This window comes from Streptomyces sp. NPDC002265 (assembly GCF_040296125.1).
GTDB lineage: Bacteria > Actinomycetota > Actinomycetes > Streptomycetales > Streptomycetaceae > Streptomyces.
Window position 1 is genome coordinate 1 of sequence record NZ_JBEOWS010000050.1, and the last position, 20,605, is coordinate 20,605.

At 72.5% G+C, this 20,605-nt stretch carries 18 protein-coding genes; 13 read left to right on the top strand and 5 right to left on the bottom strand.

What is annotated here, in order from left to right; genetic code table 11:
* The first annotated feature begins 197 nt into the window (after positions 1-197).
* The 6 genes from lpdA (at position 198) to ABT085_RS12065 (ending at position 9,007) form a co-directional block, all read left to right on the top strand.
* A complete protein-coding gene (gene lpdA / locus ABT085_RS12040; protein ID WP_351605045.1) occupies positions 198-1,586 on the top strand; it encodes a dihydrolipoyl dehydrogenase in 1,389 nt (462 codons plus the stop codon).
* 57 nt (positions 1,587-1,643) lie between these two features.
* Entirely contained in the window at positions 1,644-3,431 is a 1,788-nt protein-coding gene (gene sucB / locus ABT085_RS12045) for a 2-oxoglutarate dehydrogenase, E2 component, dihydrolipoamide succinyltransferase (protein WP_351605048.1), read from the top strand.
* 228 nt (positions 3,432-3,659) lie between these two features.
* Positions 3,660-4,283 (top strand): GntR family transcriptional regulator, encoded by a 624-nt coding sequence (locus tag ABT085_RS12050; RefSeq protein WP_152889328.1) that lies wholly within the window; start codon positions 3,660-3,662, stop codon positions 4,281-4,283.
* A gap of 271 nt (positions 4,284-4,554) precedes the next feature.
* A complete protein-coding gene (gene aceE, locus ABT085_RS12055; RefSeq protein ID WP_351605051.1) occupies positions 4,555-7,260 on the top strand; it encodes a pyruvate dehydrogenase (acetyl-transferring), homodimeric type in 2,706 nt (901 codons plus the stop codon).
* A 107-nt stretch (positions 7,261-7,367) separates the two neighbouring features.
* Complete coding sequence (locus ABT085_RS12060) at positions 7,368-8,432, top strand: helix-turn-helix transcriptional regulator (RefSeq protein ID WP_351605054.1); 1,065 nt, start codon at positions 7,368-7,370, stop codon at positions 8,430-8,432.
* A 56-nt stretch (positions 8,433-8,488) separates the two neighbouring features.
* Positions 8,489-9,007, top strand: a complete 519-nt coding sequence (locus ABT085_RS12065; protein WP_351605057.1) for a DUF4240 domain-containing protein — start codon at positions 8,489-8,491, stop codon at positions 9,005-9,007.
* A 48-nt stretch (positions 9,008-9,055) separates the two neighbouring features.
* Here ABT085_RS12065 and ABT085_RS12070 read toward each other — a convergent pair whose 3' ends face one another.
* The gene (locus ABT085_RS12070) at positions 9,056-9,301 is read right to left on the bottom strand and encodes a hypothetical protein (RefSeq protein ID WP_351605060.1); all 246 of its coding nucleotides are present in this window, start codon (positions 9,299-9,301) and stop codon (positions 9,056-9,058) included.
* 50 nt (positions 9,302-9,351) lie between these two features.
* Positions 9,352-10,164 (bottom strand): peptidoglycan recognition protein family protein, encoded by an 813-nt coding sequence (locus ABT085_RS12075; RefSeq protein WP_351605062.1) that lies wholly within the window; start codon positions 10,162-10,164, stop codon positions 9,352-9,354.
* A gap of 264 nt (positions 10,165-10,428) precedes the next feature.
* On the opposite strand from ABT085_RS12075, the gene ABT085_RS12080 reads away from it, so the two are divergent.
* Positions 10,429-11,613, top strand: a complete 1,185-nt coding sequence (locus ABT085_RS12080; protein WP_351605064.1) for a MarP family serine protease — start codon at positions 10,429-10,431, stop codon at positions 11,611-11,613.
* 97 nt (positions 11,614-11,710) lie between these two features.
* Here ABT085_RS12080 and ABT085_RS12085 read toward each other — a convergent pair whose 3' ends face one another.
* Complete coding sequence (locus ABT085_RS12085) at positions 11,711-12,220, bottom strand: GNAT family N-acetyltransferase (RefSeq protein ID WP_351605067.1); 510 nt, start codon at positions 12,218-12,220, stop codon at positions 11,711-11,713.
* 119 nt (positions 12,221-12,339) lie between these two features.
* Between ABT085_RS12085 and ABT085_RS12090 the strand changes: the two genes are divergently transcribed.
* Together ABT085_RS12090 and ABT085_RS12095 are read left to right on the top strand one after the other, a co-directional pair.
* On the top strand, positions 12,340-13,233 hold the full coding sequence (locus ABT085_RS12090; protein WP_351605070.1) for a TIGR01777 family oxidoreductase: 894 nt from the start codon (positions 12,340-12,342) through the stop codon (positions 13,231-13,233).
* 161 nt (positions 13,234-13,394) lie between these two features.
* Complete coding sequence (locus tag ABT085_RS12095; protein ID WP_351605073.1) at positions 13,395-14,795, top strand: NAD(P)/FAD-dependent oxidoreductase; 1,401 nt, start codon at positions 13,395-13,397, stop codon at positions 14,793-14,795.
* Between the two features lie 103 nt (positions 14,796-14,898).
* Here ABT085_RS12095 and ABT085_RS12100 read toward each other — a convergent pair whose 3' ends face one another.
* Positions 14,899-16,413, bottom strand: coding sequence for an NsdA family TPR-like regulatory protein (locus ABT085_RS12100; RefSeq protein WP_351605076.1), 1,515 nt, complete (start codon positions 16,411-16,413; stop codon positions 14,899-14,901).
* 242 nt (positions 16,414-16,655) lie between these two features.
* Here ABT085_RS12100 and lipB point away from each other — a divergent pair, with 242 nt between their 5' ends.
* The 4 genes from lipB (at position 16,656) to ABT085_RS12120 (ending at position 19,826) form a co-directional block, all read left to right on the top strand.
* Positions 16,656-17,453, top strand: a complete 798-nt coding sequence (gene lipB / locus ABT085_RS12105) for a lipoyl(octanoyl) transferase LipB (RefSeq protein WP_351605080.1) — start codon at positions 16,656-16,658, stop codon at positions 17,451-17,453.
* Positions 17,454-17,578: 125 nt separating this feature from the next.
* The gene (gene lipA, locus ABT085_RS12110) at positions 17,579-18,544 is read left to right on the top strand and encodes a lipoyl synthase (RefSeq protein ID WP_162468769.1); all 966 of its coding nucleotides are present in this window, start codon (positions 17,579-17,581) and stop codon (positions 18,542-18,544) included.
* 300 nt (positions 18,545-18,844) lie between these two features.
* Positions 18,845-19,045, top strand: coding sequence for an SCO2195 family GlnR-regulated protein (locus ABT085_RS12115; protein ID WP_351605087.1), 201 nt, complete (start codon positions 18,845-18,847; stop codon positions 19,043-19,045).
* A 79-nt stretch (positions 19,046-19,124) separates the two neighbouring features.
* Positions 19,125-19,826, top strand: a complete 702-nt coding sequence (locus ABT085_RS12120) for a DUF4191 domain-containing protein (protein WP_351605090.1) — start codon at positions 19,125-19,127, stop codon at positions 19,824-19,826.
* Between the two features lie 125 nt (positions 19,827-19,951).
* Here the strand turns inward: ABT085_RS12120 and ABT085_RS12125 are convergent, their stop codons facing one another.
* The gene (locus ABT085_RS12125; protein WP_351605093.1) at positions 19,952-20,422 is read right to left on the bottom strand and encodes an RDD family protein; all 471 of its coding nucleotides are present in this window, start codon (positions 20,420-20,422) and stop codon (positions 19,952-19,954) included.
* Between the last annotated feature and the right edge of the window lie 183 nt (positions 20,423-20,605).

Sequence of the window (20,605 nt, forward strand, 5' to 3'; positions counted from 1 at the left end):
GCGCTCCCCCCGCCGCCACGGCCGGACGTGGGACGCCTCACACCGAGGCCCCGCGTCTCGTCCACCCCCGACAAGTGCGAAGATGGGGCTCGGCAGGACAGGGCCCCACCGAAGGGCCGAAAACAAAGAGCGGCCGGACACCAGCCGCCGACCGGTCACTGGAGACCGGCGTGGCGCACATGCATGGAGGACGTGACGTGGCGAACGACGCCAGCACCGTTTTCGACCTAGTGATCCTCGGCGGTGGCAGCGGTGGTTACGCCGCGGCCCTGCGCGGGGCGCAGCTGGGTCTGGACGTCGCCCTGATCGAGAAGGACAAGGTCGGCGGTACCTGCCTGCACCGGGGTTGCATCCCCACCAAGGCCCTGCTGCACGCGGGCGAGATCGCCGACCAGGCCCGCGAGAGCGCGCAGTTCGGCGTCAAGGCCACCTTCGAGGGCATCGACGTACCGGCCGTCCACAAGTACAAGGACGGCGTCATCTCGGGCCTGTACAAGGGCCTCCAGGGTCTCATCGCGTCCCGCAAGGTGACGTACATCGAGGGTGAGGGCCGGCTGTCCTCCCCCACCTCCGTCGACGTGAACGACCAGCGCATCCAGGGCCGCCACGTCCTGCTGGCGACCGGCTCCGTGCCGAAGTCGCTGCCGGGCCTGGAGATCGACGGCAACCGCATCATCTCCTCGGACCACGCCCTCGTCCTGGACCGCGTGCCGCAGTCCGCGATCATCCTGGGCGGCGGCGTCATCGGCGTCGAGTTCGCCTCGGCGTGGAAGTCCTTCGGTGCCGACGTGACCGTCATCGAGGGTCTCAAGCACCTCGTCCCGGTCGAGGACGAGAACTCCTCCAAGCTTCTCGAGCGCGCGTTCCGCAAGCGCGGCATCAAGTTCAACCTGGGCACCTTCTTCTCGAAGGCCGAGTACACCCAGAACGGTGTCAAGGTCACCCTCGCCGACGGCAAGGAGTTCGAGGCCGAGGTCCTCCTCGTCGCCGTCGGCCGCGGCCCGGTCTCGGCCGGCCTCGGCTACGAGGAGCAGGGCATCGCGATGGACCGCGGCTACGTCCTGGTCGACGAGTACATGCGTACGAACGTCCCCACCGTCTCCGCCGTCGGCGACCTGGTCCCGACGCTCCAGCTCGCGCACGTCGGCTTCGCCGAGGGCATGCTGGTCGCCGAGCGCCTGGCCGGCCAGAAGGTCGTCCCGATCGACTACGACGGTGTCCCCCGGGTGACCTACTGCCACCCCGAGGTCGCCTCCGTCGGCATCACCGAGGCCAAGGCCAAGGAGATCTACGGCGCGGACAAGGTCGTCGCGCTCAAGTACAGCCTGGCCGGCAACGGCAAGAGCAAGATCCTGAACACCTCCGGCGAGATCAAGCTCGTCCAGGTCAAGGACGGTGCCGTGGTCGGCGTCCACATGGTCGGCGACCGCATGGGCGAGCAGGTCGGCGAGGCCCAGCTGATCTACAACTGGGAGGCGCTGCCCGCCGAGGTGGCCCAGCTGATCCACGCCCACCCCACGCAGAACGAGGCGCTCGGCGAGGCCCACCTGGCACTGGCCGGCAAGCCCCTGCACGCGCACGACTGACCTCGGCAGACGACGCCGCACACAGACTTCCGCAATTCGTTAGGAGCAACCGAAACCATGGCGGTTTCCGTAACCCTTCCGGCGCTCGGCGAGAGCGTCACCGAGGGCACCGTCACCCGCTGGCTGAAGGCCGAGGGTGAGCGCGTCGAGGCCGACGAGCCGTTGCTCGAGGTCTCGACCGACAAGGTCGACACCGAGATCCCCTCCCCCGTCTCCGGTGTGCTGTCCTCCATCAAGGTCGCCGAGGACGAGACCGTCGAGGTCGGCGCCGAGCTCGCCGTCATCGACGACGGCAGTGGCGCACCGGCCGCCGCCCCGGCCCCGGCCGCCGAGCCGGCTCCGGCTCCGGTCGCCGCCCCGGCCCCCGTGGCCGAGGCCCCCGCCCCGGCCGCCGCTCCGGCTCCGGCCGCCGCCCCGGCCGGTGGCGCCCCGGGCACGGACGTGGTCCTGCCCGCGCTCGGCGAGTCCGTCACCGAGGGCACCGTCACCCGCTGGCTGAAGCAGGTCGGCGAGGAGGTCTCGGAGGACGAGCCCCTGCTCGAGGTCTCCACGGACAAGGTCGACACCGAGATCCCGGCGCCCGTCTCCGGCGTGCTGCTCGAGATCGTGGTCGGCGAGGACGAGACCGCCGAGGTCGGCGCCAAGCTCGCCGTCATCGGTGCGGCTGGCGCCAGGCCTTCCGTGGCTGCGGTTCCGGCCGCTCCGGCTCCGGCCGCGGCTGCTCCGGCCCCGGTCGCCGCTCCGGCCCCCGCCGCCCCGGTGGCTCCGGCCGCGCCGGCTCCGGTCGCCGCGCCGGCTCCGGTCGCCGCGCCTGCTCCGGTCGCCGCCCCCGCTCCGGTCGCCGCCCCGGCCCCGGTCGCCGCTCCGGTCGCGCCCGCGCCGGCCCCCCTGGCCCCGGCCGCCACCGCCGGTGACGACGGCGCCTACGTGACCCCGCTGGTGCGCAAGCTCGCCGCCGAGAACGGTGTCGAGCTGTCCGCCGTCAAGGGCACCGGCGTCGGCGGCCGTATCCGCAAGCAGGACGTCCTCGCCGCCGCCGAGGCCGCGAAGGCCGCCGCCGCGGCTCCGGCTCCGGCCGCCGCCGCCCCGGCCGCCAAGAAGGCCCCGGCGCTCGAGGTCTCCCCGCTGCGCGGCCAGACCGTCAAGATGACCCGCATCCGCAAGGTCATCGGCGACAACATGGTCAAGGCGCTGCACGAGCAGGCGCAGCTGTCCTCGGTCGTCGAGGTCGACATCACCCGTCTGATGAAGCTGCGCGCGCAGGCGAAGGACTCCTTCGCCGCGCGTGAGGGCGTCAAGCTCTCCCCGATGCCGTTCTTCGTCAAGGCCGCCGCCCAGGCGCTGAAGGCCCACCCGGTCATCAACGCCCGGATCAACGAGGCCGAGGGCACGATCACCTACTTCGACTCCGAGAACATCGGTATCGCGGTGGACTCGGAGAAGGGCCTGATGACCCCGGTCATCAAGGGTGCGGGCGACCTGAACATCGCCGGCATCTCGAAGGCCACCGCCGACCTGGCGGGCAAGGTCCGTGCCAACAAGATCACCCCGGACGAGCTGTCCGGCGCGACCTTCACCATCTCCAACACCGGCTCGCGCGGCGCGCTGTTCGACACGATCATCGTGCCGCCGAACCAGGTCGCGATCCTGGGCATCGGTGCCACGGTCAAGCGCCCGGCCGTCATCGAGACGGAGGAAGGCACGGTCATCGGCGTCCGCGACATGACGTACCTGACCCTGTCCTACGACCACCGCCTGGTGGACGGTGCCGACGCCGCGCGTTACCTGACCGCGGTCAAGGCGATCCTGGAGGCCGGCGAGTTCGAGATCGAGCTCGGCCTGTAGTCCTTTCGGAGCAGTCCTCGCACAGCGCTCCCACGGTGCCCCCGGCCGGAACCTCCGGCCGGGGGCACCGGCGTGTTTCCGGCGGGTCAACGCCCGTGGACAGCGTGTAAGCCTCGTCTCACCTGCGCGAAAGCGCCCCCATGCGCCCCTGCGGGACGCGCCCGCGGCCTTATTGTCTAATGGTCAAACGCCCCCGGGGGCCTGTGGGCCTCTCCCTAAGGAGCTCTCATGACCGCGCCCGTCGTCCACTCGCTGCGCGAACAGATCCGCGAGCACATCGTGGAGGGAATCGTCAGCGGGCGCTGGCAGCCGGGCGAGCGGATCGTGGAGCGACGGATCGCCACCGAGCTGGAGGTCAGCCAGACACCGGTGCGCGAGGCGCTGCGCGAACTGGAGTCGCTGCGGCTGATCGAGTCGGCACCCAACAAGGGCGTACGGGTGCGCAATCTGACCGCGGCCGACCTGGAGGAGAGCTACCCCGTCCGGGCCGGTCTGGAGGCCATCGCGGCGGAGCTGGCGGCGGACCGGCTGGCGGCGGACTGCTCGGCCCTGGAACCGCACGTCGCGGCGCTGTACGAGGCCGACCGCAAGGCGGACGGCACGGCCCAGGTGCGGCACACGGTGGGCTTCCACCGGGAACTGGTGCGGGCGGCCGGCAACTCGGTGCTGCTGCACACCTGGGAGGGACTCGGCATCGAGGTGTTCACGGCGCTGTCGATCCGCTGGCTGGGTACGGTGCAGCAGTCGTACGCCGAGGAGCACGAGGAGCTGGTGCAGGCATTCCTGCGCCGCGACCCGCGCATCGCGGAGCTGGTGAAGGCCCATGTCCTGGGCTGCGCTCCGCGCGCCTGACACAGCCGAGCACCAACGCGCTCACCTGCGGGAATCTCCGCGGAATCAGCACAAAAAGTCGGCACCGCGTGCCTGCCCCGAGGGCACGCCGTGCCGACTTTCTCGTCATCAAGAGATTTTGCCTTCGACTCTTTGATCGATCATCGATCAGGGGGTTAGAGTCACCGACGGGCTTCCACCAGAGAGCCCCATGCCCTGTCCTGCCAAAGACCAAGGGCAACCCCCCGAAAGACCTCACAGGGAACCCCCTTCGACTGAGGAAGGCGGCGTAATGACCGACCCCAACGCCATCCAGCCGAGCGCGCTCGACCAGCTCCCGGACCGGGACCCGGAGGAGACCGCCGAATGGCAGGCCTCCCTGGACGCGGTCGCCGAGGCGGCCGGGCCGCACCGTGCGGCGTACCTGATGCGCCGCACGCTGGAGCGTGCCGAGGGCAACGGCATCGCGCTGCCCAAGCTCCTGGAGACGGACTACGTCAACACCATCCCGACCGCCGCCGAGCCGTCCGTGCCCGGTGACCCGGCGATGGAGGCCCGCGTCACCGCGTGGAACCGCTGGAACGCGGCCGCCATGGTGACCCGCGGCAGCAAGTACGGCGTCGGCGGCCACATCGCCACCTTCGCCTCCGCGGCCTGGCTGTACGAGACCGGCTTCAACCACTTCTTCCAGGGCAAGGAGGCCGACGGTTCGGGCGACCAGCTCTACATCCAGGGCCACGCCGCCCCCGGCATCTACGCCCGCGCCTACCTCGACGGCCGGCTGGACGAGCACCACCTGGACAACTTCCGCCAGGAGGCGGGCGGCAACGGCCTGCCCTCCTACCCGCACCCGCGGCGGCTGCCCTGGCTGTGGGAGTTCCCGACGGTGTCGATGGGCCTCGGCCCGCTCTCCGCGATCTACCAGGCGCGCTTCAACCGCTACCTGACCAACCGCGGTATCAAGGACGTCTCCGCGTCCCACGTCTGGGCCTTCCTCGGCGACGGCGAGATGGACGAGCCCGAGTCGACGGCGGCGCTCGCACTCGCCTCCCGCGAGGGTCTGGACAACCTGACCTTCGTCATCAACTGCAACCTCCAGCGCCTCGACGGGCCGGTACGCGCCAACTTCAAGATCGTGCAGGAGCTGGAGGCCCAGTTCCGCGGCGCGGGCTGGAACGTCATCAAGTCGCTGTGGGGCACCGCCTGGGACGAGCTGTTCCAGCTCGACACCACCGGCGCGCTCGTACGGCGGCTGCGCGAGGTACCCGACGCCCAGGTGCAGACGTACCAGACGCGGGGTGCCGCCTACATCCGCGAGGACTTCTTCGGCAAGGACCCGGCGCTCGTCGAGATGGCGAAGCTGCTGAGCGACGACAAGATCCTCGACTGCTTCCACCTCTCCCGCGGCGGCCACGAGTCCCGCAAGGTCTACGCGGCCTACAAGGCGGCGGTGGAGTTCAAGGGCGCGCCGACCGTCATCCTGGCCCAGACCGTCAAGGGCCACACCCTCGGCGAGGGCTTCGCGTCGAAGAACGCCAACCACCAGATGAAGAAGCTGACGGTGGACGAGTTCAAGACGATGCGCGATCTGCTCGAACTCCCCATCCCCGACAGCAAGTTCGCCGACGGCGTGGTCCCCTACGGCCACCCGGGCGCGGACGCCCCCGAGGTGCGCTACCTCCAGGAGCGCCGCGCGGCGCTCGGCGGCCCGGCCCCCGCCCGCCGCACGCACGCGCTCGCCCCGCTGCCGGCCCCCGCCGAGAAGGCGTTCGCCTCCTTCGACAAGGGCTCCGGCTCCCAGAACATCGCCACCACCATGGCCTTCGTCCGCCTGATCAAGGACCTGGTCCGCGACAAGGAGACCGGGAAGCGCTGGGTGCCGATCGTCCCCGACGAGGCGCGCACCTTCGGTATGGAGTCGCTCTTCCCGTCGCTGGGCATCTACTCGCCCAAGGGCCAGACGTACGAGCCGGTCGACCGCGACCAGCTGATGTACTACAAGGAGGCCAAGAACGGCCAGATCCTCAACGAGGGGATCACCGAGGCCGGTTCGATGGCCGACTTCATCGCCGCGTCCACCGCGTACTCCACGCACGGCGAAGCGATGATCCCGTTCTACATCTTCTACTCGATGTTCGGCTGGCAGCGCACCGCCGACCAGATGTGGCAGCTCGCCGACCAGCTCGGCCGCGGCTTCCTGGTCGGCGCCACGGCCGGCCGCACCACGCTGACCGGTGAGGGCCTGCAGCACGCGGACGGCCACTCCCCCGTCATCGCCGCGACCAACCCGGCGGCCCTGACGTACGACCCGGCCTTCGCCTACGAGGTCGCGGCGATCGTCAAGGACGGTCTGCGCCGTATGTACGGCGAGGCCGCCCCGGGCGAGGACCCGAACGTCTTCTACTACCTCACCGTCTACAACGAGCCGATGCCGCAGCCGGCCAAGCCGGCCGGCCTCGGCATCGACGAGGGCATCGTCAAGGGCCTGTACCGCTTCAACACGGCGGAGTCGGCGGGCCTGAACGTGGCCGGGGCCAACCCCCCGCGCATCCAGCTGCTGGGCTCCGGCACGGCGATCCACTGGGCCCTCCAGGCGCAGCGGCTGCTCGCCGAGGAGTGGGGCGTGGCCGCGGACGTCTGGTCCGCCACGTCCTGGACCGAGCTGCGCCGCGACGCGCTGGAGGCCGACGCGGCCCTGCTGCGCGGCGAGGAGCGCGTCCCGTACGTCCGTCAGGCGCTGCACGGCGCCGAGGGCCCGGTGCTCGCGGTCTCCGACTACATGCGCCAGGTCCCCGACCAGATCGCGCAGTGGGTCGAGCAGGACTGGTCGTCGCTGGGCGCCGACGGCTTCGGCCTGTCGGACACCCGCGAGGCGGCCCGCCGCCACTTCGGCGTCGACGCCCAGTCGGTCGTCGTCGCGGCGCTGGCGCAGCTCGCCCGGCGCGGTGAGGTCAAGGCGACCGCGGTGAAGGAAGCACGGGACAGGTACGGCCTGTAACACTGGATCCGGTGGAGGGGCACGGCGACCGACCGCCGCGCCCCTCCACTGTCATGTGCCCCCGGGCGCACCCCCTCGCTGTCAGTGGGGCCCGGCATGATGACGGCATGCGCGCTGCCCGGCTGATCAAGATGGTCCTGCTGCTCCAGTCCCGGAGCTCCATGACGGCCGCCGAGCTGGCCGGGGAGCTGGAGGTCTCGGAGCGGACCGTCACCCGGGACGCGCAGGCCCTCTCCGAGGCGGGCGTCCCGGTGTACGCGGAGCGGGGACGGGCCGGCGGGTACCGGCTGGTCGGCGGATACCGTACGCGGCTGACCGGGCTGGCCCGCGGCGAGGCCGAGGCGCTGTTCCTGAGCGGGGTGCCGGGGGCGCTGCGGGAGATGGGGCTGGAGGACGCGGCCTCGGCCGCCCGGCTGAAGGTGTCGGCGGCGCTGCTGCCCTCGCTGCGGGACGCCTCGCGTTCGGCGGCGCAGCGCTTCCACCTCGACGCCCCCAACTGGTTCGCCGAGCCCGCCACGCCCGAACTGCTGCCGGCCGTGGCGGAAGCCGTGTGGGACGACCGCCGGATCACGGCCCGCTACCGGCGCACGGAGCGCGACGGGCGGGCCGAGCCAGACGCCGGTCCGGGGACCGAGCCGGAGGCCGGACGAGAGGCTGAGCGGGAGGCTGAGCCGGAGGCCGGGCGGGAGGTCGAGCGGGAGCTGGAGCCGTACGGGCTCGTGCTCAAGGCGGGCGTCTGGTACCTGTGCGCGCGGGTGGCGGACGGCGGCGCCCTGCGGGTCTACCGGATCGACCGGTTCACGGCCGTCACCGGTGAAGGTGAACGTTTCACCCGTGATCAGGAGTTCGATCTGCCAGCCTTCTGGCAGGAGCGCGCCGAGCAGTTCGCACGCTCCCTGCTGCGGACCGAGGTCGTGGTGCGGCTGTCCGGCGAGGGCGTACGCAGGCTTCCGTACGCCGTCGGTCCGCGCTCCGCCCGGCAGGCGCTGGCGGCCGCGGGCACCCCGGACCGGGACGGTTGGGTGACGGCGGCCCTGCCGGTGGAGTCCGAGGAGGTCGCCCACGGGCAGCTGACCGGGCTGGGGCCCGAGGTCGAGGTGCTGGCGCCCGCGGGACTGCGGGAGCGGTTCGCGCGGGACGCGGCACGGTTCGCCGGGCTGTACCGCTCATAACGATCCGCCGCACTCCACGTGCGTCGCCCTCCGCCAGGCAGGATGCTGGAGCGGTGATGGACGAGACGGAGTTCTGGGAACTCGTGGACGCCGCCCGCGAGGCCGCCGACGGCGACCCCGAGGAGCAGGCCGACGTGCTGACGGACCGACTGCTGCGGCTGGACCCGGACTCGGTGCTCGACTTCGCACGCCACTTCGAGTCCCGCTACAACCGCGCCTACACCTGGGACCTGTGGGGGGCCGCCTGGGTGCTGCTCGACGGGGCCAGTGACGACGCGTTCGACTTCTTCCGGTGCTGGCTGATCGGCCAGGGCCGGGACGTCTTCGAGGGCGCGCTGCACGGCCCGGACTCGCTGGCCGACCTGCTGGGCGAGTTCGACGAGGAGATCGACGGCGACGGCGAGGAGCTCGGCTTCGCGGCCGACGAGGCCTACGAGCAGCTCACCGGCACCGTCGCCCCGGACCTGGGCATCCCGGCCCCGCCCGCGGAGCCCGAGGGCGCGCCGATCGACTTCGAGAGCGAGCGGGCACTGGCGGAGCGCTACCCCAGACTGTGGGACCGCTTCCGGGGCTAGTTCCGCGCCACCGATGCCGCAAACTCGTCCGGCGCGCCCGCGCCGGGTTCACGCGGACGCGCGCCGGCGGCCCGGGTCCGACGGGAGATACGCCTGCGGCTGCTCGGCCTTCACCGCGTGGTGCAGCGGTGCCCTGTTGGCCTGGTCGAGGGCGGACGCGGTCACCGCGGCCGGACCCAGGACGACGGTCGCGACCGCGCAGAGCACCGCCCACGGGCTGCGGACGGTGCCCGGGCGGCCGGCGTCCCGCTCCGTGGTGTGCGTGCGGCGGTCGGTCGTACGCCTGCTGCTCATGGGTTCCCCGCCTCCGGTCGGCTGCTGTCGCCACCGACCGTAGGCCGCCGTCATCTGAGGACCCTGCGCCCCGTCTGTGGCGTCGCTGTGGGTGTCCGGCCCTGGAGCCGCGCCGCCGCCTCCCGGATGGCCGGGAGCTTGACGATGAGGGCCGCGCCGGGGCAGCTGGTCATGAAGCCGTCCTGGTGGGCCGCCAGGGAGGGCAGCATGGCGGCCTGTCCGGCCGGGTAGCGGCTGAGGCTGTTGCTGGACACGAGGCGCACCCGGATGCGCGGGTCGATGTCGGCCAGGCCCAGCTTCCAGGCGGCCAGCGCGGCGATCGAGTCGGTCATCGCCTTGGGCACCGCCACTCCCTCCGTGAAGGTGCCCAGGGCGGCGATGCCTGCGGTGCGGTGGTTGAAGCCCTGGGTGTGGGCGCCGGTGACGGCGCGGTCGACACCGCCCGCGCGGCCCTCGTAGATGGTGCCGCAGCGGTCGACGACGAAGTTGTAGCCGATGTCGTCCCAGCTGCGGGCGCCGGTCTGGCCCGAGTACAGATAGCGGATGATGCGGGGCGCGTCGGCGCACTTGTAGCCGTTGGGCGAGTCGGTGTGGTGGATGAAGACGGCGACGACCTTGTCGTCGTAGCGCGGCGGCGGCTGCGGGTGCGAGGCGGTGGAGTCCAGCCAGGCCGAGCGCGGCACGATGCGCGGTTTCGGCGCGGTGTGCAGGGCGCGCGGGCTCTGGCTGAGGGTCGGGTGCTCGGGCCGGGCGGCCAGGGAGGCCGTCGCGGCGCCGTCGCCGCCGCCCGCGTACAGCGCCAGCGCGACGAGGGCGGTGAACCCGGGCAGACAGGCCAGCAGCACGAGGACGGGGTTCGGCACCCGCGAAAGACGCCGTTCTCGGTTCCTGCGCACTCTTCGAAAGCCGGGTCGGAAGACACACATGGTCCCACTGTCGGGGTGGACGACATCGTCCGCGAAGTGGGTTGTGCCACCCGGTGGAACCATCGTCCCGGTCCGTGACGTTTCTGTGGGTACACGCGTACGCGACGGCTCCGGCCGGCCGGCCGTGCGCGGCTGATCACCGGGACCGTCCCGCGCGTACTAGGAGACGCCCCTTGAGGGGTCCGAGAGAAAGGCGGCTCCGTGGACCTGCTCGACTTCGTGCTGTTGCTGGTGATCCTGGCCTACGCCGGATCCGGCTACCGGCGCGGGCTGGTGGCCGGCTGCGTCTCCCTCGCCGGGTTCGTGGGCGGTGCGGTGACCGGCGTGTGGATCCTGCCGTGGGTGATGCGCCTGGTGACACCGGGGACGACGGCGGCGACGGTCACCGCGGTGCTGACGGTGCTGGTGCCCGCGGCGGTGGGGCACGAGCTGGCCGGGCGGCTGGCGCTGAAGCTGAGACGGGAGCTGGACCGGGGGCCGCTGCGGGTGCTGGACGGGATCGGCGGGTCCGCGGCGAACACGGTCGCCGTGCTGATCGTGGCGTGGGTGGCCGCGAGCGTCCTGGGCGCGTCCTCGTCCTCGCTGGTGACGACGGCGATCCGTGACTCGGCGCTGCTCGGCGGCGTGCAGCGGGTGATGCCGGACACCACTCCGGCCTGGTTCTCGAACGCCACGTCCGCGCTGACCCAGGCGGGCTTCCCGCAGGTTTTCAACCCGTTCGAGAACGAGTCGACCGCCCAGGTGGCCGAGCCCTCCGGCGACAACGTCACCCCGCGCGCGACCCGTGCGGCCGAGCTGAGCACGGTGAAGATCGAGGGCTCCTCCGGCGACCAGGGCCGCGAGGGCAGCGGCTTCGTGTACGCGGCGGAGCATGTGATGACCAACGCGCACGTGGTGGCCGGCATCGACCACCCGGGCGTGCGCGTCGGCGGCGTCGGGCAGTCGTACCGGGCCCGGGTGGTGCTGTTCGACCCGGACAAGGACGTGGCGGTGCTGTACGTGCCCGGTCTGCGCGCCCCCGTGCTGAGCCTCGACGACGAGGCCGGGCGCGGCGAGGCGGCGGTGGTCGCGGGCTATCCGCAGGACGGCGACCTGAACCTCCAGGCGGCGACGGTCGCGAACCGGGTGGAGGCGACCGGCCGGAACATCTACAACGACTCGACCGTCACCCGGGAGATCTACTCGATCCGCTCGACCGTGCGGCCGGGCAACTCCGGCGGCCCGCTGCTGACCACCGACGGGCGGGTGTTCGGCGTCGTCTTCGCGCGCTCCACCTCGGACCACGAGACCGGCTATGTGCTGACGGCGGCCGAGGTCTCCTCCGACGCGAAGCACGCGGCGCGCTCGACGGCAGCCGTGGACACCGGCGAGCTGATCACGTCCTGACCGCCACGGCGCGCCCGCCCGTCACGTCCCGGGCGGAACGACGGGCCCGCCCATCACGCCCGGGCGTGCCGGCGGCCGCGCCCGTCACGGCCCGGGGTCACAGCGGGCGGCCCATCAGCACGTCGTCGACGTACTCCCCGTCCAGGAGGAACTCCCCGGGCTGCACGCCCTCGACGGCGAAGCCCTCGGAGGCGTACAGCGCACGGGCCGCCGTGTTGTGCCCGAGGACGCGCAGGCTGATCCGCCGGGCGCCCTGGCGGCGGGCCTCCGCCACGGCGGCGCGCAGCAGCGCGCGTCCGACGCCCCGGCCGCGGGCCTCCTCGGCCACGGCGAGGCCGCGGATCTGGCGGACGTGCGCGTTCGAGGCGAGCGAGGTGGCCAGGCCCAGGCGGATGTAGCCGACGACCCGGCCGTCCAGTTCGGCGACCAGGTGGTCCCGGGGACCGGTGCGCTCGGTGAAGAACGGCTGGTAGGGCTGGCGCGGCGGCGGGCCGACCGCGTGCAGGTACGACCACACCGCGCGGTCGAGACGGCCGAGTACCTCCTCGTCGTCGAGCGTGGCCAGGCGTACGTCGAACAGGGCGGGGCGTATCTCGGGCACCGGCATGGGAGGCAGCCTACGACGGTGGGCGGGAGCGCCCGCACGATGTCCGCGGCGGACACCCGGCCGGGAACGACGGGCCGCCTCCCGGGCTTTCGGCGGCCGGAGCGGTGAGGATGGTCGGCATGGAACGCAAGCGAATCGCAGTGGCCGGTGCCTCCGGTCTGATCGGCGGCGCCCTGGTGCGCTCCCTGACCGCGGACGGGCACGAGGTGGTGCGGCTGGTGCGCCGTGCGGCCCGGGGCGGGCACGAGGTCTGCTGGGACCCCGGAGGGCGGTACGTGGACACGGCCGGGCTCGACGGCTGCGACGCCGTGGTCAATCTGGCGGGTGCCGGGGTCGGCGACCGGCGCTGGACGGCGGCGCGCCGCAAGGAGATCCACGACAGCCGGGTGCTGGGCACGGCGGCGCTGGCGGAGGCGGTGGCCGCGCTGGACCGGCCGCCGCGGGTGTTCGTCAACGGCAGCGCGATCGGCTTCTACGGGGAGACCGGGGACCGGATCGTCGACGAGGACGCGCCGGCCGGGCGCGGCTTCCTGGCCGAGCTGTGCGTGGCGTGGGAGGCGGCCGCGGCGCCCGCGCGGGAGGCGGGCGTGCGGACGGTGTTCCCGCGGACCGGGCTGGTGGTGGCGCGCGGGGGCGGGGCCTGGCAGCGGATGTTCCCGCTGTTCGGGGCGGGGCTCGGGGGGCGGATGGGCGACGGGCGGCAGTACTGGTCGTACATCTCGCTGCACGACGAGGTGGCCGCGATCCGGCATCTCCTCGCGCGCGAGGACCTGTCGGGGCCGTTCAACCTGACCGCCCCGCAGCCGCTGACGAACCGTGAGATCACCGAGGCGATGGGGCGCGTGCTGAACCGGCCGACGTTCTTCACGGTGCCGCAGGCGGTGCTGCGGACGGCTCTCGGGGAGCTGGCCGGAGAGGTGCTGGGCAGTCAACGGGTGGTGCCCAAGCGACTGTTGGAGTCGGGGTTCGCCTTTGCGTTTCCGGGCATCGAGGACACGATCAGGGCGGCCTGACACCGGCGACGACCGTATGCGACCGCTGTGCGACCGTGCCCTGTTCATGCGCGACTGCCGCTGACCGATCACCGCCCTAACCTCGATCCGAACTCGGGCATCCCGGACGCCCGTTGGGGGCATGACGTCTCCACCGGCCGCGCAACCTCGAGGAGGGGCACGTGCTTGAGCCCGCGTACCAGGCAGACGTCGTCGTCGTGGGAGCCGGCATCGCCGGCCTCACGGCGGCACATCGGCTGACCAGCGCAGGAATCACGACCGCAGTCCTGGAGGCCGCCCCCTGTCCGGGCGGCCGCATGTCGACCGAGAAGGTCGACGGCTTCCGGCTGGACCGGATCGGACAGCTGCTGAACACGGCATATCCCGAACTGAGCCGCATTCCGGGGCTCGACGGACTCGTCCTGCGCCCCTTCGCCCCGGGCGTCCTGCTGCACAGCGACGGCCGTCGGCGCCGGGCGGGCGCACCGGCGGGCGGAGGGAGCGCAAGGGGCGCACTCCATGCTGTGCGCGCCCTCGCGAGCGCCCCCAGGCCGCCCGTCACCCTGCCCAGGCCCCTGCCCCGGCCCCGCGGCGGCTCCCCGCGGGCCGCCTCCGTGCCCCGGGCCCGCGCGGGCGCCCCGCTGGGGACCGCCGTCGACCAGGCCCGGCTCGGCGCCGCGCTCACCCGGATCGCGCACACGCCCCTCGAACGGCTGCTGTCCCGCCCCGAGGCCCCGGCGGGCCTCGCCCTCGCCGCCCGCGGCCTGCCCGCCCGGACGGTCGACGGCTTCCTGCGCCCGCTGCTCGCCGCCCTGCTGTGCGACCCGGACCTGACGTCCTCCAGCAGGTGCGCGGACCTGGCGCTGCGCGCCTTCGCCTCGGGCCGGCTGTGCCTGCCCGAGGGGGGCGCCGAGGCCCTGCCCGAACTGCTCGCGCGGGCCCTGCCGCCGGGCACCCTGCACACCGGGGTGCGGGTCACCTCGGTCGCCACCAACGCGGTGACCACCGCGGAGCACGGCGTGTTCCGCTGCCGTGCCGTCCTGGTGGCCACCGACGCGCGCAGCGCCGCCGAACTGCTGCCCGGGCTGCGGGTACCGGAGTTCCACCCGGTGACGGTCGTCCACCACGCCACCGACGAGCCGCCGGAGACCGGCGCGTCGCTGCTGCTGGACGCCGACCGCGGCGGGCCCGTCGCGCACACCGCGGTGGTCAGCCAGGTCGACCCCAGCCGTGCCCCCGCGGGCCGGGCACTGGTGTCGTCCACGGTGCTGGGCCCCCCGCCGGCCGACCTCGACACCGCCGTACGCATCCATCTGGCGCGGCTGTACGGCACCTCCACCGCGCGCTGGGAGACCCTCGCCGTGCACCACGCCCCGGACGCGGTGCCCGCCATGCGCCCCCCGCACGACCTGCGCCGGGCGGTACGGCTGCTGGCGGGTCTGTACGTCTGCGGCGACCACCGCGACACCAGCACCGTGCAGGGAGCGCTGCACTCGGGCCGGCGGGCCTCGGCGGCGATCCTGGCGGACCTGGCCGCGGCGGAGCCGATGCACACGGCGGAGCCGCTGCGCACGGCGGCCTGAACCGGCCGGCCGCCACCCGCTCGCCTGCCACCCGCTCACCCGGCCGGCCGCCGCCCGCGCACCCCAGGGGGCGGCGGCCGGCCCGTCCCGGCACCCGCCCCGCTCACCCGAGGGCGGCGGCCACCTTGTCGCGGTACCCGCGCACCGGCGCCGCGTCCTTGTAGGGCTCCAGCCGGCGCTCGAAGTCCCGTACGTACTCCGTGGCCCGCACCGACCGCATCTCCGCCGCCTGCCCGGCCGCCTCGGCACCGAGCTGGCAGGCCTGGTCGAGTTCGCCGAGGCCGAGCCGGGCGGTGGCGAGCACGATCCGGCAGAACACCCGGCTGCGGGCGAAGGAGGGCGCGCGCAGCTGCAGGGAGCGCTCGGCGTGCTGGGCGGCGGCCCGGAACTGCTGGAGGTCGCGGTGGCAGTGCCCGAACTCGTCGGCGAGCTGCGCCTCGTCGAAGAACCGCGCCCAGTAGGGCACCTCGTCCCCGGGCCGGGCCGCCTCCAGGGCCCGCTCGGCCCGCACCAGGGAGGCGGTGCAGGCACGCACCTCGCCCAGCACGCCGTGCGCGCGGGCCTCGACCGAGTGCAGCAGCGCCTGGAGGACCGGCGGGGCGCTGGTGCCCACGCCCTGCTGGGCGACCCGCGCGAGCTGCACCGCCTCGCGCCCGTGCGCCAGGTAGACGGCCTGGCGGCTCATGGTGACCAGGACGTACGAGCCGTACGCCCGGTCCCCGGCCGCCTGGGCCAGCCGCAGCGCCTGCACGAAGTAGCGCTGGGCGAGTCCGTGCGCGGCGATGTCGTACGAGGTCCAGCCGGCCAGCCGGGTCAGGTCGGCGGCCGCGGCGAACAGGCGGCGGCCGGTCTGCTCGCCGTAGACGCCCCGCAGCATCGGCTCGCACTCGTGCTCCAGATAGCGCACCAGGGCCTGGCGGGCGTGGCCGCCTCCGTAGGCGTCGTCGAGGGTGCGGAACAGCTCGCCCACCGAGCGCAGCGCGGCGATGTCGCCGCCGCTGACCCGCTGGCCGGGGCCGCGTTCGCTCTGGCCGCGCCGCCGGACGGGGGTCGCCTGCTGCTCGGGCGACGGCGACGGCCTCGGCACGGCGGCCCGGAGCTGGGCCGGCGCCTGCCCCGGCAGCTGGGCCACGGTCTGGGCCGGCAGCCGGACGGGCGGTTCGCCGCGGGCGACCCGTTCGTCGGCCCGGCCGATCAGCCAGTCCCGGCTGGGCACGACGAGCCCCGCCGGGGTGAACGCGATCTTGCGCAGCTCGGCGTGGCTGCCGGAGTCCTTGCGCCACAGCCCGCTGACGATGTCGACGGCCTCCTCGGGCGTACCCGCGAACTCCAGGCCCGCGTACACCGGGGCGCAGGCGTCCAGGCCGAGTTCCTGGGCGGAGAGCCGTCGCCCCAGCCGGCGGGTGAACACCTCCGCGATCAGGGCGGGGGTGGTGCCCCGGGGCTGCTGTCCGCGCAGCCAGCGGGTCACGGATGTCTTGTCGTATCTCAGGTCGAGCCCGTGCTCGAGACCGAGCTGGTCCACGCGACGGGCGAGACCTGCGTTGGAGAACCCCGCTTCTGCGATGAGCGCGGCGAGCTGGCGGTTGGGAGTGCGCTGCGCGGGTCGGTCCGTCATCTGCGGTGCGGTCTCCTGCCTTCGGGCCTCGCTGGGCCCAGCGTTGCCCGGATTGCCTGTGAGCAGCCCAAATGGGCTCGTGAACGGCGCGAATGTAGCTGAGCGTAAGCAGTCGATCGCACATCTCGACGTTCATTCATCCGATCGTGTGAGGATTGGCCGTGCGGCTGACGGGTTTCGGCCGGACGTACAGTGGCGTAGGCACGTTTCGTGCCTTACGACCTTCTAGGGAGGCGCTTGCCGTGAGTGAGTTGCGGTTCGTCCGTATGGGGTTCGGCGCGGACGCCGTCGAGTACCAGGAGGCGTGGGACGAGCAGCGCCGGGTGCACGCGGCACGCTTCGCCGACGAGATCCCCGACACCGTGCTGCTCCTGGAGCACCCGCCGGTCTACACGGCCGGGCGGCGCACGGCGGACAACGAGCGCCCCCTCGACGGCACCCCGGTGGTCGACGTGGACCGCGGCGGCAAGATCACCTGGCACGGTCCGGGCCAGCTGGTCGGCTACCCCATCCAGAAGCTGCCGCGCCCGGTCGACGTCGTCGCCCATCTGCGCCGCCTGGAGGACGCGATGATCCGCGTCTGCGCCGAGTTCGGCGTCGAGACCAGCCGGGTCGAGGGCCGGGCGGGCGTGTGGGTGCTGGGCGACCCGGTCGAACAGCGGCCCTCGCTCGGCGGCCTGTCCCTGGACTTCGACCCGCGGCTGACCGACGAGGAGTTCGACCCCCGCCTCAACGGCCCGGAGTACGCGCCCTCGAACGCCGGCCAGCGGCGCGAGGACCGCAAGATCTGCGCCATGGGCATCCGGGTCGCCAAGGGCGTCACGATGCACGGCTTCGCCCTCAACGTGAATCCGGACACATCCAGCTTCGACAAGATCATCCCGTGCGGCATCCGCGACGCCGGTGTGACCTCGCTCGCCCACGAACTGGGCCGTGCCCTCACCATCGAGGAGGTGCTGCCGGTGGCCGAACGGCATCTGGCCGACGTCCTGGGCAACGCGGACCTCAGGCCGCGCGAGATCGAGAAGGCGACCGCCTGACCGGGAATGCGGCCGGGGGCCGCAGGGTTGGCCTCACGGGCGAGCAGAGCCCGGCAAACACGAGGCGTACGCTGGTGTACGCCGAAGATTCGAAGACTACTCAAAGCAATCAGCAGGGAGCCGATGTGTCCGCAGTCGCACCCGACGGACGCAAGATGCTGCGCCTGGAGGTCCGGAACGCCCAGACCCCCATCGAGCGCAAGCCCGAGTGGATCAAGACCCGGGCGAAAATGGGTCCCGAGTACACGAAGATGCAGAACCTCGTGAAGAGCGAGGGTCTGCACACGGTCTGCCAGGAAGCCGGCTGCCCGAACATCTACGAGTGCTGGGAGGACCGCGAGGCGACCTTCCTCATCGGCGGCGACCAGTGCACCCGGCGCTGCGACTTCTGCCAGATCGACACCGGCAAGCCCGAGGCGCTCGATCGTGACGAGCCGCGCCGCGTGGGCGAGTCCGTGGTCACCATGGACCTGAACTACGCCACCATCACCGGCGTCGCCCGCGACGACCTGGAGGACGGCGGCGCCTGGCTGTACGCCGAGACGGTCCGCCAGATCCACGCGCAGACCGCCGGACGCGAGGCCGGCCGCACCAAGGTCGAACTGCTCGCCCCCGACTTCAACGCGGTCCCCGAGCAGCTGGCGGAGGTCTTCTCCGCCCGCCCCGAGGTCTTCGCGCACAACGTCGAGACGGTCCCGCGCATCTTCAAGCGGATCCGCCCCGGCTTCCGCTACGAGCGCTCCCTGAAGGTGATCACCGCCGCGCGCGACTACGGCCTGGTCACCAAGTCCAACCTGATCCTCGGCATGGGCGAGACCCGCGAGGAGGTCAGCGAGGCGCTGCGGCAGCTGCACGAGGCCGGCTGCGAGCTGATCACCATCACGCAGTACCTGCGCCCCTCCGTGCGCCACCACCCGGTGGAGCGCTGGGTGAAGCCGCACGAGTTCGTCGAGCTGAAGGACGAGGCCGAGCAGATCGGCTTCTCCGGTGTGATGTCGGGCCCGCTGGTCCGGTCCTCGTACCGGGCGGGCCGGCTGTACCAGATGGCCGTCGAGAAGCGCGGCGCGTACATCGCCACGCAGGCCGTCTGACGGAGCGTCAGCGATCGTGCCCCGAATGGGCGCGAGACATGCGTGTGAACTCGCGCACAAGTTACTACTGGCCAGTAACGGCCGATTCGACGCGGTCCCGACCGTCCTCGCAGATGAGGGCGCCGTCGGGGCCGCGTCGGCCGTCCGGAGCCCCGCATCAAGGTTTCACGACCGTTTGACCGGTCGGTCACGCCCTGGTAACACCAATCAGTGACGCTGGTGTCACACCACGTAGACCAGCGACGCACCCGCAGTAGCCCGAACCCGGATCCCGGTGACCTACCGAGGGGACTTTCCACGATGCAGGCCGCGCCCGTACACGCCACAGCGATTCCGTCCTTCACCGACGCCCTGCGCGCGGTGGAGTCGTTGCTCATGAGCGGTGGTCAGCGCACCGCCCGCCGCAACGCCTGGACCTCCGTGCTGGAGGACCGCCGCCGCGCCAAGGACCGGTCCGAGACCGAGCGCGTCCTCGAGGAGACCCTGTCCGCGCGTTCCTGACGCCCCCGAACGCCCCCTTCCGCCCGCTCTGCGGGCACTGCCGTCGTCGCCGCCCCGAGGGGCACGTAGACTTCGTGACATGGCGAGGAAGGACAACGCGGCGGACGCCGCGAACCCCGGGCGACTGAAGCAGATCGCTCTGACGTACAAGATGACCCGCAAGGCCGACAAGAAGATCGGTCTTGTACTCGCGGCTGTCGGCATCATCACCTTCGGTGTCTTTCTCGCGATCGGTTTTCTGATCGGTCACCCCATCTATCTCGGCATCCTGGGCCTTCTGCTCGCCATCCTCGCGACGGCGATCGTGTTCGGGCGCCGGGCCGAGCGGGCCGCTTTCGGCCAGATGGAGGGCCAGCCGGGCGCGGCGGCGGCCGTGCTGGACAACATCGGCCGGGGCTGGACCACCACCCCCGCGGTGGCGATGAACCGCAGCCAGGACGTGGTGCACCGGGCGGTCGGCAAGGCCGGCATCGTGCTCGTCGCCGAGGGCAACCCGAACCGGGTGAAGTCCCTGCTGGCCGCCGAGAAGAAGAAGATGAACCGCGTGGTCGCCGACGTACCGGTGCACGACGTGATCATCGGCACCGGCGAGGGCCAGATCCCGCTGAAGAAGCTGCGCACGACCATGCTGAAGCTGCCGCGCGTGCTGACCGGCCCGCAGGTCACCGCGACCACCGACCGGCTGCGCGCGCTGGGCGACCTGATGAGCAACATGCCGCTGCCCAAGGGCCCGATGCCGAAGGGCATGCGCCTGCCGAGGGGCGGCGCGAACGGCCGCTGAGCCACCGCGTGCGGATCCCCGTACGACGACCTCCGACGAAGAAGACGAAGAAGGGGCGCCCGGATCACTCCGGGCGCCCCTTCTTGCCGTTCTCCCCGCCGTTCCGGCTCGGGATCCGCTCCGGCTCAGATGCGCACCTCGACCGTGCGGGCCAGCCGGTCGTGCAGCCCCCGGCCGTCGCGGTCCCAGATCAGGGCCGGAACGGCGACGCACAGCAGGGCGGTGCGCAGCAGGGCGCGCAGCGGGTTGACCGTGCGGGTCTCCAGCGTGATCACCCGCAGCCCGAAGAGGCGCTTGCCGGGGGTGGAGCCGACCGTGCCGACCGTCAGCACACCCAGGACGAAGAAGACGAGCAGCGTCCAGTTGCCGGTGGTACGGGGGTCATAGCCGTCCGTGACCAGGCTGTATGCGATCAAGAAGCACAGGCCCCAGTCCACCGCGATGGCCCCGAGCCGCCGTCCGGGGCGGGCGATCGAGCCGGGCCCCTCCTCCGGCAGGCCGAGTTGCTCGCCCCGGTATCCGAAGTCGCCGCCCGCGTCTTCCATGGCCGCCCGCGGCCCGGAGAGCCACGATCCGATTGCTTGCCTGTTGTCCACCCACCCACGGTACTGCGCCCCCATATGACCGGGGGACGCCGGGGTGTCCAGGGGCTACGGTGGAACCGGACCCGGTTAACTTCTGCGAAACAAACGGGTCACGCCGGAGAAATCACGCATCCCTAGTGTCGAGGCCACCGTGTGCCACCGCACTGGCCGCACGAACGAACTACCACCCCGGCA